Origin of the sequence: Gibbsiella dentisursi (assembly GCF_039539505.1) — a bacterium.
Lineage (GTDB): Bacteria > Pseudomonadota > Gammaproteobacteria > Enterobacterales > Enterobacteriaceae > Gibbsiella > Gibbsiella quercinecans.
The window spans coordinates 1363645-1380301 of sequence record NZ_BAABDG010000002.1; the positions used below are offsets into that span (position 1 = coordinate 1363645).

15 protein-coding genes and 1 tRNA gene are annotated in these 16657 nt (G+C 56.9%); 12 read left to right on the top strand and 4 right to left on the bottom strand.

Annotated elements, in window-relative coordinates; genetic code table 11:
• Window positions 1–24 precede the first annotated feature (24 nt).
• Window positions 25–801: a metal-dependent hydrolase gene (locus ABFX35_RS06625; RefSeq protein WP_279026678.1), complete on the top strand. Its 777-nt coding sequence runs from the start codon at window positions 25–27 to the stop codon at window positions 799–801.
• 434 nt (window positions 802–1235) lie between these two features.
• Window positions 1236–2669, top strand: coding sequence for a PTS glucose transporter subunit IIBC (gene ptsG, locus ABFX35_RS06630; RefSeq protein WP_279026676.1), 1434 nt, complete (start codon window positions 1236–1238; stop codon window positions 2667–2669).
• Between the two features lie 127 nt (window positions 2670–2796).
• On the opposite strand, the gene ABFX35_RS06635 is transcribed toward ptsG, so the two are convergent.
• Window positions 2797–2886 (bottom strand) — tRNA-Ser (locus ABFX35_RS06635).
• A gap of 196 nt (window positions 2887–3082) precedes the next feature.
• Complete coding sequence (gene mntR / locus ABFX35_RS06640; protein WP_095844642.1) at window positions 3083–3556, bottom strand: manganese-binding transcriptional regulator MntR; 474 nt, start codon at window positions 3554–3556, stop codon at window positions 3083–3085.
• A 225-nt stretch (window positions 3557–3781) separates the two neighbouring features.
• On the opposite strand from mntR, the gene ABFX35_RS06645 reads away from it, so the two are divergent.
• Window positions 3782–5086, top strand: coding sequence for an Nramp family divalent metal transporter (locus tag ABFX35_RS06645; RefSeq protein ID WP_346079943.1), 1305 nt, complete (start codon window positions 3782–3784; stop codon window positions 5084–5086).
• Window positions 5087–5111: 25 nt separating this feature from the next.
• Here ABFX35_RS06645 and ABFX35_RS06650 read toward each other — a convergent pair whose 3' ends face one another.
• Window positions 5112–5861 (bottom strand): SDR family oxidoreductase, encoded by a 750-nt coding sequence (locus ABFX35_RS06650; RefSeq protein ID WP_346079945.1) that lies wholly within the window; start codon window positions 5859–5861, stop codon window positions 5112–5114.
• A gap of 99 nt (window positions 5862–5960) precedes the next feature.
• Between ABFX35_RS06650 and ABFX35_RS06655 the strand changes: the two genes are divergently transcribed.
• The 9 genes from ABFX35_RS06655 to ABFX35_RS06695 all read left to right on the top strand — a co-directional run bounded on the left by ABFX35_RS06655 (window position 5961) and on the right by ABFX35_RS06695 (window position 12919).
• The gene (locus tag ABFX35_RS06655; protein WP_279029412.1) at window positions 5961–6338 is read left to right on the top strand and encodes a winged helix-turn-helix transcriptional regulator; all 378 of its coding nucleotides are present in this window, start codon (window positions 5961–5963) and stop codon (window positions 6336–6338) included.
• Window positions 6339–6493: 155 nt separating this feature from the next.
• A complete protein-coding gene (gene hinT, locus ABFX35_RS06660) occupies window positions 6494–6844 on the top strand; it encodes a purine nucleoside phosphoramidase (protein ID WP_121554956.1) in 351 nt (116 codons plus the stop codon).
• A complete protein-coding gene (locus ABFX35_RS06665; protein ID WP_346079947.1) occupies window positions 6844–7245 on the top strand; it encodes a YcfL family putative periplasmic lipoprotein in 402 nt (133 codons plus the stop codon). Before hinT ends, ABFX35_RS06665 begins: the two co-directional genes overlap by 1 nt.
• A 27-nt stretch (window positions 7246–7272) precedes the next feature.
• Window positions 7273–7857: a penicillin-binding protein activator LpoB gene (gene lpoB, locus ABFX35_RS06670; RefSeq protein WP_346080869.1), complete on the top strand. Its 585-nt coding sequence runs from the start codon at window positions 7273–7275 to the stop codon at window positions 7855–7857.
• On the top strand, window positions 7838–8686 hold the full coding sequence (locus ABFX35_RS06675; protein ID WP_346079949.1) for a phosphotransferase: 849 nt from the start codon (window positions 7838–7840) through the stop codon (window positions 8684–8686). The genes lpoB and ABFX35_RS06675 overlap by 20 nt, the downstream gene beginning before the upstream one ends.
• Before the next feature lie 42 nt (window positions 8687–8728).
• Window positions 8729–9757, top strand: coding sequence for a beta-N-acetylhexosaminidase (nagZ, locus tag ABFX35_RS06680; RefSeq protein WP_346079951.1), 1029 nt, complete (start codon window positions 8729–8731; stop codon window positions 9755–9757).
• Window positions 9758–9815: 58 nt separating this feature from the next.
• Window positions 9816–10358 carry an alpha/beta hydrolase YcfP gene (gene ycfP / locus ABFX35_RS06685; RefSeq protein WP_346079953.1) on the top strand — a complete coding sequence of 181 codons (543 nt, stop codon included), beginning with the start codon at window positions 9816–9818 and terminating at the stop codon, window positions 10356–10358.
• A gap of 331 nt (window positions 10359–10689) precedes the next feature.
• Window positions 10690–11994 carry an NAD(P)/FAD-dependent oxidoreductase gene (locus ABFX35_RS06690; RefSeq protein ID WP_346079955.1) on the top strand — a complete coding sequence of 435 codons (1305 nt, stop codon included), beginning with the start codon at window positions 10690–10692 and terminating at the stop codon, window positions 11992–11994.
• A gap of 373 nt (window positions 11995–12367) precedes the next feature.
• Entirely contained in the window at window positions 12368–12919 is a 552-nt protein-coding gene (locus ABFX35_RS06695; protein ID WP_279026560.1) for a glycine zipper 2TM domain-containing protein, read from the top strand.
• A 68-nt stretch (window positions 12920–12987) separates the two neighbouring features.
• Here the strand turns inward: ABFX35_RS06695 and mfd are convergent, their stop codons facing one another.
• Window positions 12988–16473, bottom strand: coding sequence for a transcription-repair coupling factor (gene mfd / locus ABFX35_RS06700; protein WP_346079957.1), 3486 nt, complete (start codon window positions 16471–16473; stop codon window positions 12988–12990).
• Between the last annotated feature and the right edge of the window lie 184 nt (window positions 16474–16657).

Genomic DNA, 16657 nt, shown 5'->3' on the forward strand with positions numbered 1-16657 from the left:
CTTTGTTGTAAAGAGCTGAAAATTATGTTGTTAGTAGATTCACATTGCCACCTGGATGGCCTGGATTATGACACGTTGCACCAAAACGTGGATGATGTGCTGGCTAAAGCGCAGGCGCGTGACGTCGGCTATCTGCTGGCGGTGGCGACAACGTTGCCTGGCTACCAGGCGATGACACAGCTGATCGGCAAACGTGACAACGTCGCTTTTTCCTGCGGTGTGCACCCGCTCAATCTGGAGGGTGGTTACGACTATGCGGAACTGCGCCGCCTGGCGGCGGCAGAACAGGTGGTGGCGCTGGGTGAAACCGGGCTGGATTACTTTTATCAGAAAGACAACTGGGCGTTGCAGCAGGAATCTTTCCGTGAGCATATCCGCGTGGGCCGGGCGTTGAATAAGCCGGTGATTGTGCATACCCGCGATGCGCGCGAAGACACCCTGAACATCCTGCGTGAGGAAAACGCCCAGGATTGCCGCGGGGTATTGCACTGCTTTACCGAAGATCTTCCCACCGCACAGGTGTTGCTGGATATGGGGTTTTATATCTCGTTCTCCGGCATTGTGACGTTCCGCAACGCTGAGCAGCTGCGTGACGTGGCGCGTTACGTTCCGTTGGATCGCTTGCTGGTGGAAACCGATTCCCCCTATCTGGCGCCGGTTCCACACCGTGGCAAGGAGAACCAGCCCGCCTATGTGCGTGACGTTGCCGAATATCTCGCCGTGTTGAAAGGCGTGAGCCTGGAACAACTGGCCGAGGCCACCACCGCTAACTTTTCACACTTGTTTCACATTAAGCTGTAATCCTGTTCGCTGGCCTTGCCCGCGCCATTTTGCGATGTTGCGCGGCAGGGCCGTTGGCCGTTTCGTCACCGGGCCGGAGTTGTGCGTTTGGCTCCGGGGCAGCATGGCCGGTAACGGGTGGGGACGGTTGGCGGAATTTTTTTTAAGCTCGTAATTAATGACCGAAACAGGTAATGTTTGCACCCGTTTTAGCGTGCATGAAAGGCGCTTTTCCCGTTCGGTTTCTGATAAAGAGCTGAAATCGTGAAAAATGAACGTGCTGATTCATTGAAACGTGACAGTCATCAAACATTATGCAGGCTATTTATTTTACGCTGCGTAAAAATTAAAGGGGTGCTCAGACACCCTGCGCCGTTGGGGAGGTTAGTCATCTCTGGTTGCGCGAAAAATCGCGAGAAATCGCAAAGCATTATTACTCAGGAGCACACTCAACTATGTTTAAGAACGCATTTGCAAACCTGCAAAAAGTAGGTAAATCGCTAATGCTGCCGGTGTCCGTATTGCCCATCGCAGGTATTCTGCTGGGTGTCGGTTCCGCCAACTTTAGCTGGCTACCTGCGGTAGTCTCCCATGTGATGGCGGAAGCCGGTGGTTCGGTGTTCGCCAATATGCCGCTTATTTTTGCTATCGGCGTGGCGCTCGGCTTTACCAATAACGACGGTGTGTCTGCACTGGCCGCCGTTGTGGCTTACGGTATCATGGTGAAAACCATGGCCGTTGTTGCACCGTTGGTTCTGCATATGCCGGCCGAAGAAATCACGGCCAAGCACCTGGCGGATACCGGTGTGCTCGGGGGGATTATCTCGGGTGCCATTGCGGCCTATATGTTTAACCGCTTCTTCCGCATCCAATTGCCGGAATATCTCGGGTTCTTTGCCGGTAAGCGTTTTGTGCCGATTATCTCCGGCCTGGCCGCGATTATCATGGGCCTGATCCTGTCCTTCATCTGGCCACCCGTTGGCACTGCGATCCAAACCTTCTCCCAGTGGGCTGCATACCAGAACCCGGTTGTTGCTTTCGGCCTGTATGGTTTGATCGAGCGCTCTCTGGTGCCGTTTGGTCTGCACCACATCTGGAACGTGCCGTTCCAAATGCAGATTGGTGAGTTCACCAACGCGGCCGGCCAAGTGTTCCACGGCGATATCCCACGTTATATGGCAGGCGATCCAACTGCAGGTAAACTGTCTGGCGGCTTCCTGTTCAAAATGTACGGCCTGCCTGCTGCGGCAATTGCCATTTGGCATTCAGCCAAACCGGAAAACCGTGCAAAAGTCGGCGGTATCATGATCTCCGCGGCGTTGACCTCGTTCCTGACCGGTATTACCGAGCCGATCGAGTTCTCCTTCATGTTCGTCGCACCGATCCTGTATGCCATCCATGCGATTCTGGCCGGTCTGGCGTTCCCAATCTGTATCCTGTTGGGTATGCGCGACGGCACCAGCTTCTCTCATGGCCTGATCGACTTTATCGTTCTGAGTGGCAACAGCAGCAAAATCTGGCTGTTCCCGATCGTTGGCGTGATCTACGGCCTGGTGTACTACACCATCTTCCGCGTGCTGATCGCTAAACTGGATCTGAAAACCCCTGGCCGCGAAGACAGCTCTGCCGATCAGGCAGTGCAGGGCAGCACCGAGATGTCCGCTGCGCTGGTTGAAGCGTTTGGTGGTAAAGAAAACATCACCAACCTGGATGCCTGTATCACTCGCCTGCGCGTTAGCGTGGCCGATGTGTCCAAGGTTGACCAGGCTGGCCTGAAGAAACTGGGCGCGGCCGGTGTGGTTGTTGCTGGCTCTGGCGTTCAGGCTATCTTCGGTACCAAATCTGATAACTTGAAAACCGATATGGATGATTACATCCGCAATAACTGATTTCGGTTATCCTTTTTTAAGGGAGGCGCAAGCCTCCCTTTTTTTGTTTATAGAAACCCCCAGCTAGGCTTGGGGTTCTACAAACAAAAAAAAGCCTGAACTTGTGTTCAGGCTTTCTCTTTGAATATGGCGGTGAGGGAGGGATTCGAACCCTCGATACGCTTTCGCGTATACACACTTTCCAGGCGTGCTCCTTCAGCCACTCGGACACCTCACCGTTTTTTTGTTGCGTACTCATCAGTGCAACGGGGCGCTACTATATGGAGTCAGGCGGAATGGGTCAAGAACAATTTCTCTGTTTTTCATCATCTGGTTAAGCAATGTTCGCTTTGCTGGAAAGTGCAACGGAACTTGCTCCGGCGGGGTAACTGAAAAACAAAAAAGCGCGGCTATATATAGTCAAAGGCCCGGCGTCAGCCAGGCCCATCATGCTGTAAAAAACGCTCAAACACCGCCAGCGTTTCGTCAGAGATATGGTGCTCAATCCCTTCGCTGTCCAGCTCTGCGGTCGCGCCCGGCACGCCCAGCTTCATCAGCAGCTCAATCACCACCCGGTGGCGGTGGCGCACCTTTTGCGCCAGCAGCGTGCCCTCGGTGGTGAGAAAAATGCCGCGGTAGGGGCGTGATTCAACCAGGCCGGCGTTTTTCAACCGAGCGATATTTTTGATGGCGGTCGGGTGAGAGACGCCAAACCGCTTGGCGATGTCGGTGGTGCGCGCTTCCCGCTGGGTAGAGAGCAAGTCGTCGATCAATTCGACATAGTCTTCAATCAACACATTGGCCTGCGCTTCACGCGCACGGGTAAAGCGGAGCGCCTGTGCGGCCTCATCCGGCATTTCTGCCGCATCAATGGGCGATTCTGTTTCATCCGGTATGCTGGCTACCATGTCAACGCGTCCTGTATGTAAAACTCAGCGGCCCCAGTGTAAAGGGATTAGCGTTACGGTAGACCAAAGTACACGTCTTATCAATTCGATATCCCGTGAAAGCGGCAGTTAGAAATATTTATATACAAAGCCATCTAAGTTTCTTCGTTGCATGAAGTGTAGCCAGTGCTACATTTTGCTGTGTGGTGCACGTAGTCGCCATCAACGTGACAGGACGATTAATCCATGCGGCAAGTAACACCCGAACCCTCATTAACTGAACGCACCAATATTGCGATCGGCAAAGCGCTTGCCGGCCGTAGTAAGGGGCTGCTGACGCCGTTCCTGTTTGCCGGGCCGGCGGTAGTGGCATCGATCGCCTATATGGATCCGGGTAACTTCGCAACCAATATTCAGGCCGGCTCCCGCTATGGCTATAGCCTGCTGTGGGTAGTGGTGATGGCTAACCTGATCGCGATGCTGTTTCAGGCGCTGTCCGCCAAGCTTGGCATCGTCACCCAGCGCAATCTGGCGGAAATGTGCCGCGATCAATTTTCCCGCCCGGTGGTGATCGGCATGTGGGGGCTGAGTGAGGTCGCTGCGATGGCGACGGATCTGGCAGAATTCCTTGGTGGCGCGATAGCGTTGGCGTTGCTGTTCCATATGCCGTTGCTGGTGGGCATGGGCGTGACGGCGGTAATTACCTATGCGTTGTTGCTGGTCGAGAAAAAAGGCTTCCGCCCGATTGAACTGGTGATTGGCGCTTTGGTTGGGGTGATCGCGCTGTGCTATCTGATCGAGATGTTTATTGTCCCGGTCGACTGGGCGGCTGCCGGCATCGGAATGGTGAAGGTACAGATACCGGATGCGCAGGCGCTGACCATCGCCGTCGGGATTATCGGTGCGACGGTGATGCCCCATGCCATCTTCCTGCACTCCGGCTTGACCCAGCACCGGACCATGGCCAGCAACGACAACGAACGGCGTAAACTGCTGCGTTTTTCCAATATTGAAGTCGTGGTAGCCCTGGCGATTGCCGGCATGGTGAACATTGCGATGGTGATCATGGCCTCCAGCGCATTCCATGAGGGGCACAGCGAGGTGGCCGAAATCGGCACTGCCTACCACACGCTGACGCCGCTGTTGGGCATCGGCGCCGCAGGCGTGTTCCTGATGTCGTTGATCGCTTCGGGGATTTCAAGCTCGGTTGTCGGCACCATGGCCGGGCAAATGATCATGCAGGGCTTCGTGGGTTTTCATATTCCAATATGGTTGCGCCGCCTGGTGACTATGCTGCCGGCCTTTGTGGTGGTAGCGATGGGCGTTAATGTCACCGATGCGCTGGTATACAGCCAGGTGGTATTGAGCCTGGCCCTGCCTGCGCCGATGATTGCTTTGGTGATGTTCACCCGCCGTCGCGACATCATGGGGCCATTCGCTAATGGCCGCCTGACCAGCCTGATCTCGGTGATCGGCACCGTGGTGATCATTTTGCTCAATGCGATCCTGCTGCTGCAAACCTTCGGCGTGGGGATCCCAGGGCTGCGTTAGGCGCCCTGGGCGTGCCCGGGGCGGGTTATAGGTTGCCCATGCCGCCGTCCATCTGCAATTCCGCGCCTACCATAAATGCCGATTCATCCGAGGCAAGAAATACCGCCGCTTGCGCCAGCTCAAGCGGCGTGCCCATACGGCCAATCGGCACCAGGGCGCGGATGCCATCTTTCATTGCTTGCTGTTGAACCGCATCGGCAACCCCCAATTTGTTGAATGCCGGCGTATCGGTCGGCCCAGGGCTAAGGCCATTAATGCGGATGCCACGGTGGTGCAACTCGCCGGACAGTGTGCGTGCTAAAGACAATAGCCCAGCCTTGCTGGCGGCATAGGCACTGCTTTGCGGCAGGCCGATATGGGCGCTGACTGAACCGCACAGAATAATAGATGCAGGGTTGGCTAACAGAGGGAGAAGGGCCTTAATCAGGAAAAATGGCCCTTTGAGGTTAGTATCCATCAGGCGGTCATAGCTCTGTTGATCCCAATCGGCCAGTGGGCGATGAGTAACGTCGCCGGCATTAACGAACAGGACGTCCAGCCGCGGCCAACGCTGTGCCAACTGCCGCGCAATATCGCTCTGCGCGGCGACATCTCCGGCATCGCGATTGAGCAGCAGAAGCTCCCCCAATTCCTCGCCTGCGGCGGTAAGTCCTGCCGGGTTGCGCCCGGTAATGGCGACGGTCGCGCCCTCGCGTACAAATTGGCGTGCCGTTTCCAGCCCGATGCCGCTGGTGCCGCCGGTAATCAGTGCATACTTGCCTTGCAATCGTGTCATGGCGCTTTCCTCTGGTTGAACGTCGCACGATTATTTGCGCTATAGTATCTTTTTAATAGTAGGTACCATTTGGATACTAAGAGGTAAGGGTGGGATGCAATGACTGAGGCTGCGGCACTAACGAAAGAAAAAAATTTAACGGCGTTACCGGCGATTGGTGAACCCTGTCCGATGGTGGATTTTATGAATTTACTGTCTGGGAAATGGGCAATCCCCATTCTTTATCGGCTAATTATTATTGATGGCCCCGTTCGTTTTGGCGTATTGCAACGGGCGGTTGCACCTATTGCCCAGAAAGAGTTGACGCGCCAGCTACGGCAATTCGAGCAGCGTGGGCTGGTGTTGCGCACGGTGTATCCGGAAGTGCCGCCGCGGGTTGAGTATCAGATTACCGAACTGGGCAGAACGCTGCGGCCGACGCTTGATTCGCTGGCTGACTGGATGCGTGCACATACCGCACAGTTAAATGGGGGATGAGCGCGATTGTCTGCTGCCGCGGTGTGGCGCCGGCATGGGCGCTAACTGTGCGATTTGGCACCATTCAACGCGGGAAATGCGCAATCAGGTTGAAAACGGGAGAATTTGTCACTCATACTGCATGTGTCTTCTTTATCAATCATAAGGAACGCCAGATGGCCGAAGAAACGATTTTCAGTAAAATTATCCGCCGCGAGATCCCTGCTGACGTAGTCTATCAGGATGAACTGGTTACCGCTTTCCGCGACATCTCCCCCCAGGCGCCGACCCACATTCTGATCGTGCCAAACGTGTTGATCCCAACCGTTAACCATGTAACAGCCGAACATGAGGCCGCACTGGGGCGGATGATCACCGCCGCGGCAAAAATTGCCGAACAGGAAGGCATTGCCGAGGACGGCTACCGCCTGATCATCAACTGCAACCGCCACGCCGGGCAAGAGGTCTACCACATCCATATGCACCTGGTCGGCGGCCGCGCGCTTGGCCCACTGTTGGCGCGCTGATGAAAAACCTACGGCGTCTTTTCAACCGTAAGCCGTGGCTCATCGCTCTGGCGATGCCGGTTATGCTGCTTAACGGTTGCAGCCACCCGGCGGCGATCGCACTTAATGAGCGGCAAACGGTGGTGATGGATTCTTCCGTCATGGTCGCCGGGATTTTTGCCAGCCGGCCAACGATCAAAGACGCCTCTGGGCGCGTGATGGCCACCTCGGTGCTCACTAACAGCCAGCCAACCCCGGTGACGCTGCACTACCGTTTTTATTGGTATGACGCCCAGGGATTGGATATCCTGCCCGTTGAAAAAATGCGTGAAATTACTGTTGCGCCCAATTCGAACGCCGAGGTGTACTCCATCAACGGCAATCTGGATGCTAAACGCGTCCGGCTGTATCTACTCTTGTAAGCGCCTTATTTTCAGTGGAGAGGGATGATGAAAAAGTATTTATCGGTAGCGGTGGCTGCCTTGATATTAAGCGGTTGTCAGCTACAGCCTCCCGCGCAGCAACAAGAGCCGGCGCCGATTGAGCCGGTCCAGCCAACGCCGCCGCCGGAGCAACCGCAGCCGCCCACCACCCAACCGGTGCCGCAGCCGCCCAAAATCCAGCAGCTCGATTGGCTGGGCAGCGTTCAGCCGCTGGTTAACCAAATGCTGCAGGCGGACGGCGTGCAATCCGGCAGCGTTCTGTTGCTGGATAGCGTGAAAAACAACACCAACGGCGCATTGCCGACCGGTAAAGCGACTGCCGCTTTGCATAAGGCGCTGGCAGCTAACTCGACCTTCAGCGTTGTGCCGGACAGCCAACTGGCCGCTGCCAAGCAAACGCTTGGGCTATCAGTGGATGACAGCCTGGGGTCGCGCAGCAAGGCCATTGGCCTGGCACGTATTGTGAAAGCGCAGTATGTGCTGTATACGGACGCCAGCGGCGATGTCAAAGCGCCGACGTTGGATATGCAGCTGATGCTGGTGCAGACCGGTGAAATTGTCTGGTCGGGCAATGGCACCGTTAAAAACTGAAGCTGAGTTGCAGCACCTGCTTCAATCCCAACTGCCGGCGGTGAAAACCGCCGGTTGTCGTTTCAGCCCGGTAGCCGGGCTGAGCGGTGAAAGCTGGCGGATTAGCGGCGAGGGGGTTCAACTGCTGGCCCGCCGGGAACGGGCGGCCAATACGGCATTTGGCGTGAACCGCCGCCGCGAGGCCAATGTGCTGCGCCGCTGTGGCAGCGGTCTTGGGCCAAGGGTAATGGCGCAAAATCATCGTTGGTTGGTGGTGGAATGGCTGTCTGGTGACGTTGTCACTGAGGCGCAGTTTGCACAGTTGGCGGATAATGGCCGCCTGGCCGCCGGTATTGCGCAGTTGCATCACCGCCCGCTCTGCGGCTATCACCTTAATTTACAACAACAATTTGCCCGTTACTGGCAGTTTGTCGATCGCCGCCGCGTTACGCCAGCCTGGTTGCGTTTGCAGCAGCATTTCCTGCACGCCCGGCCGCCGCGGCCGCTGCACCTGGCGCCGCTGCATATGGATATTCATCCCGGCAACCTGGTGCTGGATGGCGAACGGCTGCGCCTGATTGATTGGGAATACGCCGCCGATGGCGATATCGCGCTGGAGTTGGCGGCGCTGTTTTACGGTAACCGCTGGTCGCCGGAGCGCCAGCAACGCTTTCTGCAGCACTATGCGCACGGCTACCCGCCGGCGCAGCTGCGCCAGCAGATCCGCCGCTGGCAGCCGTGGGTTGAATACCTGATGCTGTTGTGGTTTGAAGTCCGCTGGCAGCAGAGTGGCGATCGCGCCTTTTTGCACTGGAGCGCGGCGCAGCGCCAGCGTTTTTGTTTATCATAGCCTTGATCGTAATAATGAAGTGAGGTGGCCGTGGGCCCAGTAATGCTAGACGTCGCCAGCTATGAGCTGGATGCGGAAGAACGTGAAATTTTACAGCACCCATCGGTTGGCGGGCTGATCCTGTTTACCCGCAATTTTTATAACGCAGAACAACTGCGCGAGCTGGTGCGGCAGATCCGCGCCGCTTCGCGCGAGCGGCTGGTGGTAGCGGTGGATCAGGAAGGCGGCCGCGTGCAGCGTTTCCGTGAAGGGTTCACCCGCCTGCCGGCGATGCAGTCTTTTGCCGCCCTGAACGACATGCCCGAAGCGGGCCGCCTGGCGCAGGAAGCGGGCTGGTTGATGGCCGCAGAGATGATCGCCCAGGATATTGATATCAGTTTCGCGCCGGTGCTGGATATTGGTCATATTAGCGCGGCGATTGGCGAACGCTCTTTCCATAGCGATCCGCAGCACGCGCTGGCGCTGGCCGAGCGTTTCATTCAGGGCATGCACAGCGCCGGTATGAGCACCACGGGCAAGCACTTCCCGGGCCACGGTGCTGTTAGCGCGGATTCGCATAAGGAAACGCCGCGCGATCCGCGGCCGTTGGCGGAGATTCGTCACCATGATATGGCGATTTTTCGTGAGCTTATTCAGCGCCAACTGCTGGATGCCGTCATGCCTGCGCACGTCATCTATACTGAAGCCGATCCGCTGCCGGCGAGCTGCTCGCCGTATTGGCTGCGGCAGATCCTGCGCGATGAGCTGGGCTTTGGCGGCATCATTTTCTCTGATGATTTGTCCATGGAAGGGGCGGCGATCATGGGCAGCTATGCTGAACGCGGCCAGGCCGCGCTGGATGCCGGCTGCGATATGATTCTGGTGTGCAACAACCGCGCCGGTGCGGTAAGCGTGCTTGATAACCTGTCCCCGGTCAAAGTTGAAAAGCTGCAGCGGTTATATCATCGTGGGCGGTTTACCCGGCAGGCGCTGTTGGATTCCGCACGTTGGCAGCAGGCTCACCAAACGCTGAGCGCCCTAAGCCAGCGTTGGGAAGAGAGCAAACAGCATGCGGGCGGGCCGGCTTCATAAGCTTTAGCATTGCGTGAACGTGGGGCATGGCCGTGCCCCTTTGCAAGGAGGTTCCCAGATGATTATTTATTTGCATGGTTTCGATTCCAGCAGCCCAGGTAACCACGAAAAGGTGCTGCAGTTGCAGTTTCTCGATCCGGATGTGCGTTTGATCAGCTACAGTACGTTGCACCCACGGCACGACATGCAGTATCTGCTGAAAGAAGTGGATAAGGCGGTTCAGCAGGGTGAGGATAGCCAACCGTTGATCTGCGGCGTCGGCCTGGGGGGCTTTTGGGCCGAGCGCATCGGTTTTTTGTGCGGTATCCGGCAGGTAATGTTCAACCCCAACCTGTATCCGGAAGAACACATGCATGGCAAAATCGATCGTCCGGAAGAATATCGGGATATCGCCACCAAGTGTGTGAGTGATTTTCGCGAAAGAAACCGCGATCGCTGCCTGGTCGTGCTTTCGCGTCATGATGAAATTCTGGATAATCAACGTTCAGCCGCGCTGTTGCACAAGTATTATGAAATCCTGTGGGATGAGCAGCAGACGCATAAATTTAAAAATATCTCGCCGCATCTGCAACGCATTAAGGCATTCAAGACCGCAGATTAACAAGTTTTTAACTAATTCGGCGGCCATAATGCCTGCACTCCACCGGCAAGCGCGGCGGGCAGAATGGTCGTTCAGACGAAAACGTTGCGTGCCAGCACAAATATTGAAAAAAGTGATCTGGCGCTAACTATTTGAATATCCGGCACTGAAATTTTTCATTGTCCAGCCTTTAACCAAAAAAAATTGATGCACATCAATTTTGGTATGACCAAATAACCCCACATGTTATTCTTGCTCCAATAGCAGGATTATTTTACGCGAACCCTATGTATTCTAAGGATATTATTTGTTTACCCTTGGATAACAAATGGTTCACATTTAGGGGGTTATTTTGACAACGGCAAAGAAAAAAATCGTTATTGTGGGCGGCGGTGCCGGCGGTTTGGAACTGGCAACCAGCCTGGGGCACAAGCTCGGCCGCAGTAACAAGGCTGAGATTACGCTGGTGGATCGCAACCATAGCCACCTGTGGAAACCGCTGCTGCACGAAGTGGCAACGGGGTCGCTCGATGACGGTGTGGATGCGCTGAACTACCTTGCTCACGCGCGCAACCATCATTTTTGCTTCCAACTCGGCTCCATGACGAATATCGATCGTGAAAAGCAGACGGTGCACCTGGCGCAAATCTGTGATGAAAGCGGCGAAGAGCTGGTGCCCGATCGTGAATTGCCTTACGACATCCTGGTGATGGCGCTTGGCAGCACTTCGAATGATTTCGGCACGCCGGGCGTAAAAGATCACTGCATCTTCCTCGACAACCCGCATCAAGCGCGTCGTTTCCATAACGAAATGCTTAATCTGTTCCTGAAATTCTCCGCCCAGCCGGAGAAAGGCGAAAAAATCAACATTGCCATCGTCGGCGGCGGCGCCACCGGCGTGGAGCTTTCAGCAGAACTGCACAATGCGGTCAAACAGTTGCACAGCTATGGCTATCAAGGGCTGGACAACAGCTCGCTGAATGTCACGCTGGTGGAAGCCGGCGAGCGTATTCTGCCTGCGCTGCCGCCGCGTATTTCTGCTGCGGCTCACCAGGAACTGGTCAAGCTGGGCGTGCGCGTGCTGACCGGCACCATGGTCACCAGCGCCGATGCCAACGGCCTGAACACCAAAGGTGGTGAATTTATCGATGCCGATCTGATGGTTTGGGCGGCCGGGATCAAAGCGCCGGACTTCATGAAAGACATCGGCGGGTTGGAAACCAACCGCATCAACCAACTGGTGGTGGAACCCACGCTGCAAACCACGCGCGATCCGAACATCTTCGCCATCGGTGACTGCGCTTCCTGCCCGAAACCGGAAGGGGGCTTTGTGCCACCGCGTGCGCAGTCCGCGCACCAGATGGCTTCGCGCTGTTACAGCAATATCCTGGCGCTGCTGAACGGCCAGGCGCTGAAATCCTACGTGTATAAAGACCACGGCTCGCTGGTTTCGCTGTCGCGCTTTAGCACCGTGGGCAGCCTGATGGGTAACCTGATGCGTGGCTCGATGATGGTGGAAGGGCGCATCGCGCGCTTTGTGTACATTTCACTGTATCGTATGCACCAGGTTGCGCTGCACGGCTATATCAAAACCGGCCTGATGATGCTGGTGGGCGGTATCAACCGCGTGATCCGCCCGCGCCTGAAAATGCACTGATCCACTGCGTGCGGCATTGCCGCCAACAGAAAACCCATGCCTATGCAGCATGGGTTTTTTTTCGCCGCTATGATGCCCATGGGATCTGTGTGTAATTGATTTAAACACAGGATAAAATGCCATTATCCTGGGCAATGGTCTTAAGAATCATCCTAAATGCCTGCGCGGGGCGTAATTTCCCGCATTTTTGGTGAACTCGTCTTATTGCGGGCCTGGGGTTCCTTGTGCAGACTTCACTCTGTTTACAGACGGCGAGTCGCGCACGCCGCTAACCAGGGCTCTGTGTGCCGCCTATGCGCAAAATAATAAGCGCGGCGCACCATTGCAGAACGCCTGGTGAAAATGCGTGGTAATACTTTCAGGAGGATTTCCTGTGAACAAGTCAATGTTAGCCGGTATCGGGATTGGTATTGCAGCTGCTCTGGGGATTGCTGCGGTTGCCAGCCTGGATGTTTTTTCTTCTGGTCCTCAATATGCTCAGGTATTGTCCGCCACACCGATCAAAGAAACCATCAAGACGCCGCGTCAGGAATGCCGCAATGTGACGGTGACGCACCGTGCGCCGGTGCAGGATGAAAACCGCATTGCCGGTTCGGTATTGGGCGCGGTAGCCGGTGGGGTGATTGGTCATCAGTTCGGCGGTGGCCGCGGCCGCGACGTCGCGACCGTGGTGGGCGCATTAGGCGGCGGTTACGCCGGTAACCAGATCCAGGGTTCGTTGCAGAACAACGACACCACCTCCAGCGTGCAGCAGCGCTGTAAAACGGTCTACGACAAAACCCAGAAAATGTTGGGCTATGACGTGACCTACAAAATTGGCGATCAGCAGGGCAAGATTCGCATGGATCACGATCCGGGCACCCAGATCCCGCTGGATCGAAGCGGCCAGTTGGTGCTGAACCGTAGCGACGACAATAAGGCGTGATTGCGTTAGCCAAAGCGCAAAAAAACGGGCATGGGGAAAACCCATGCCCGTTGGCGTTGTAACCGCAGCTAGCTGGCCAGCGCTAAGGTATGCGCGTGGAACGAGGCCAGCAGTTCGCTAACAAACTTCATTCGTTTTGCCCGGTCGCTGAGATCCAGCATGAATTTCAGTTTGGCGGGGCCATCCAGCCGGTAGACCTGCGGTTTGCTTTGCAACAGGCCGATCAGATAAGCCGGATCAACCCGATTTTTCTCGCCGAACTCAATAAAGCCGCCGCGTTCGTTGCCTTCAATCCGCTTGATACCCAGCGCTAACGCCTGTTGGCGCAGTGCCGCGCTGTGCAGCAGATTGCGCGCCGCATCCGGTAGCACGCCGAAGCGATCGATTAATTCCACCTTCAGTTCTTCCAGCTCATCCTGGTTTTTGGCGCTGGCAATGCGTTTATAGAATGAAAGGCGGGTGCTGACGTCCGGGATAAAGTCGTCCGGCAGCAGCGCCGGCATGCGCATTTCCACTTCGGCCTGGCTGCTGGTGAGATCTTCAAGCGAAGGTTCACGGCCGTTTTTCAGCGCATCAACCGCGCTTTCCAACAGATCCATATACAACGAGAAACCGATGGTCGTCATCTGGCCGCTTTGATCCTCGCCCAGCAGTTCACCGGCGCCGCGAATTTCCAGATCGTGCGTTGCCAGCGCAAAGCCGGCGCCCAGATCCTCCAGCGACGCGATGGCTTCCAGCCGCTTGTGGGCATCGGCGCTCATCGCTTTCGGGTTCGGCGTTAGCAGGTAGGCATAGGCCTGGTGGTGCGAGCGCCCAACGCGGCCGCGCAGCTGGTGCAGTTGCGCCAGCCCGAAACGATCGGCCCGCTCGATGATAATAGTATTGGCGCTGGGGATATCGATGCCGGTTTCAATAATGGTGGTGCAAACCAACACGTTGAAGCGCTGGTGGTGAAAATCATTCATCACCCGCTCCAGATCGCGTTCGCGCATCTGGCCGTGGCCAATGGCGACGCGCGCTTCCGGCACCAGCTCCGCCAGGCGCTGTGCCGCCTTTTCGATGTTTTCTACGTCATTGTACAAGTAGTAAACCTGCCCGCCGCGCAGCACCTCACGCAGGATGGATTCACGCACCAGCAGGTTATCGTACTCACGGACAAAGGTTTTCACCGCCAGCCGGCGCGCCGGTGGGGTGGCGATAATCGACAAATCACGCATGCCGCTCATCGCCATATTCAAGGTGCGCGGAATGGGGGTGGCGGTCAGCGTCAGGATATCGACATCGGCACGCATGGCCTTGATGCGCTCTTTGTGGCGCACGCCAAAACGGTGCTCTTCATCAACGATCAGCAGGCCAAGGTCTTTCCAGCGCAGATCGCTTTGCAGCAGCTTGTGGGTGCCGATAATGATATCCACCTTGCCTTCGGCCGCGCTGTCCAGCACCTGTTGCTGCTCTTTGGCGCTGCGAAAGCGTGACATCATTTCAATGCGGATCGGCCAGGTGGCGAAGCGATCGCGGAAATTGTCAAAGTGCTGCTGCGCCAGCAGGGTGGTGGGCACCAGCACCGCCACCTGCTTGCCGTTTTCCACCGCCAGAAAGGCGGCGCGCATCGCCACTTCGGTTTTGCCGAAGCCGACGTCGCCGCACACCAGGCGATCCATCGCCAGCGGCTGGCACATATCACTTAGCACCGCGTTGATCGCCTGCTGCTGATCCGGCGTGGTTTCAAACGGGAAGCTTTGGCAGAAAAGTTGATACTGTTCGCGGTTGTGCTTGAAGGCATAGCCACTCTTGGCGGCGCGCAGCGCGTAGATGTCCAGCAGCTCGGCGGCCACGTCACGCACTTTCTCGGCCGCTTTCTGGCGCGCGCGTGACCAGGCATCGCCGCCCAGCTTATGCAGCGGGGCATTTTCGTCTGCGCCGCCGGCATAGCGGCTAATCAGGTGCAGCGAAGATACCGGCACATACAGCTTGTCGTCGCCGGCATAGGCGAGGATCAGGTATTCGGCTTTGATGCCGCCGGCTTCCAGCGTGGTGAGGCCCACGTAGCGGCCCACGCCGTGCTCCAGGTGCACCACCGGCTGGCCGGAGTGCAACTCCGCCAAGTTGCGGATCAGTATGTCGGTATTGATGGTGCGGCGGTTATCCTGCCGCCGCCGGCTAACGCGTTCGCCCAGCAGATTGCTTTCGCAGATCAGCGCCCGGTTGCGGAGGCCGTCCAGGAAGCCGTGTTCGGCGGCGCCAATCATCATATAACGCCCTGGCGCTTCTGCCTGATCGAGCCGGGTGAGCAGGCTTGGCGCCAGCTTGATGCGGCCGAGCATGTCCTGTAGCGTTTCACGCCGTCCTTCGCTTTCCACCGAGAAAATAACGCTGCCGTCAAAGCTTTCGATAAAGCGGCGCAGGTTGTCCAGCGGTGATTTCTGTTGTGCCTGCACCGCCAGATCCGGCAGCGGCCGGTAATCCAGGTTGGTATTGCCGGCCCTGGCGGGCAGGGTGTCGGTTTTCAGCTCCATGCGCGGCCAGGCTTTTAATTCGGCAAACAGGGCATCCACGCGCAGCCACAGGCTTTCCGGCGGCAACAGCGGGCGCATGGGATCAACCCGGCGGCTTTCATAGCGGCTTTTGACATCCAGCCAGAAGCGATCGGCGGCGCTTTGCAGATTGCCGGTGTTCACAAGCAGCGTGTTGGCCGGCAGATAGCTGAACAGGGAAGGCAATTCCTGGCTGAAAAACAGCGGCTGCCAGTATTCAATGCCGGCCGGCCAGGTGCCTTTGCTGACCTGCTGGTAAATGTGTTCGGCGTCGCGCCGCACTTCAAACTGTTCGCGCCACTGGCTACGGAACAGCTCAATGGCGTTTTTATCGGTCGGGAACTCATGCGCCGGCAGCAGGTTGATCGCCTCGACTTCACTGAGCGTGCGTTGGCTGTCGACGTCGAAAATGCGCAGGCTGTCGATCTCGTCGTCGAAGAAATCGATGCGGTAAGGTTCTTCGCTGCCCATTGGGTAGAGATCGAGCAGGGCGCCGCGGGTGGCGAACTCACCGTGCTCCATCACCTGATCAACGCTGCGGTAGCCGGCCTGTTCCAACTGCGCCCGCAGTTTATCGCGTGACAGGCGCTGGCCCTTTTTCATCACCAGCGCATGGCCATGCAGGAATTCATGGGGGCAGACGCGCTGCATCAGCGTGTTCACCGGCAAAATGATCACGCCGCGCGCCATGGTGGGCAAGTGATACAGGCTGGAGAGGCGCGCGGAGATAATTTCCTGGTGCGGGGAGAAGCTGTCATAAGGCAGCGTTTCCCAGTCCGGCAAGGTGGTCACCAACTGATCGGTGAACTGCTGGATCTCATCGCGCAGCCGCAGGGCATTTTGCATATCCGGGGCGATCAGCAACACCGGCCCGTTATGGCGCTCGACGATCTCGGCGCATTCCACCGCGCAGGCCGCCCCCGTCAGTTGCCCCAATTGGCGCACATCGCCCGCGCGTTCTGGCAGGGAATAACGGGATGAGGAGGATTGGGAACGGCTGTGATTGTCAGAAGTGCTCATTCAGTTTTCTTTAATCAATTTATACCCTTCATTCTTCAAGCTGCAGGTGTGTTGGCTTGGTTACTCGGCCCGTCCCTGGGCCTCGCCCCTTCGGGACCGCTGCTAACAGCGTTCAAATCTGCTCCTGGCAGATTTGTCGCTCACCCCAGTCACTTACTCCAGTAAGCTCCTGGGGATTCGCTGC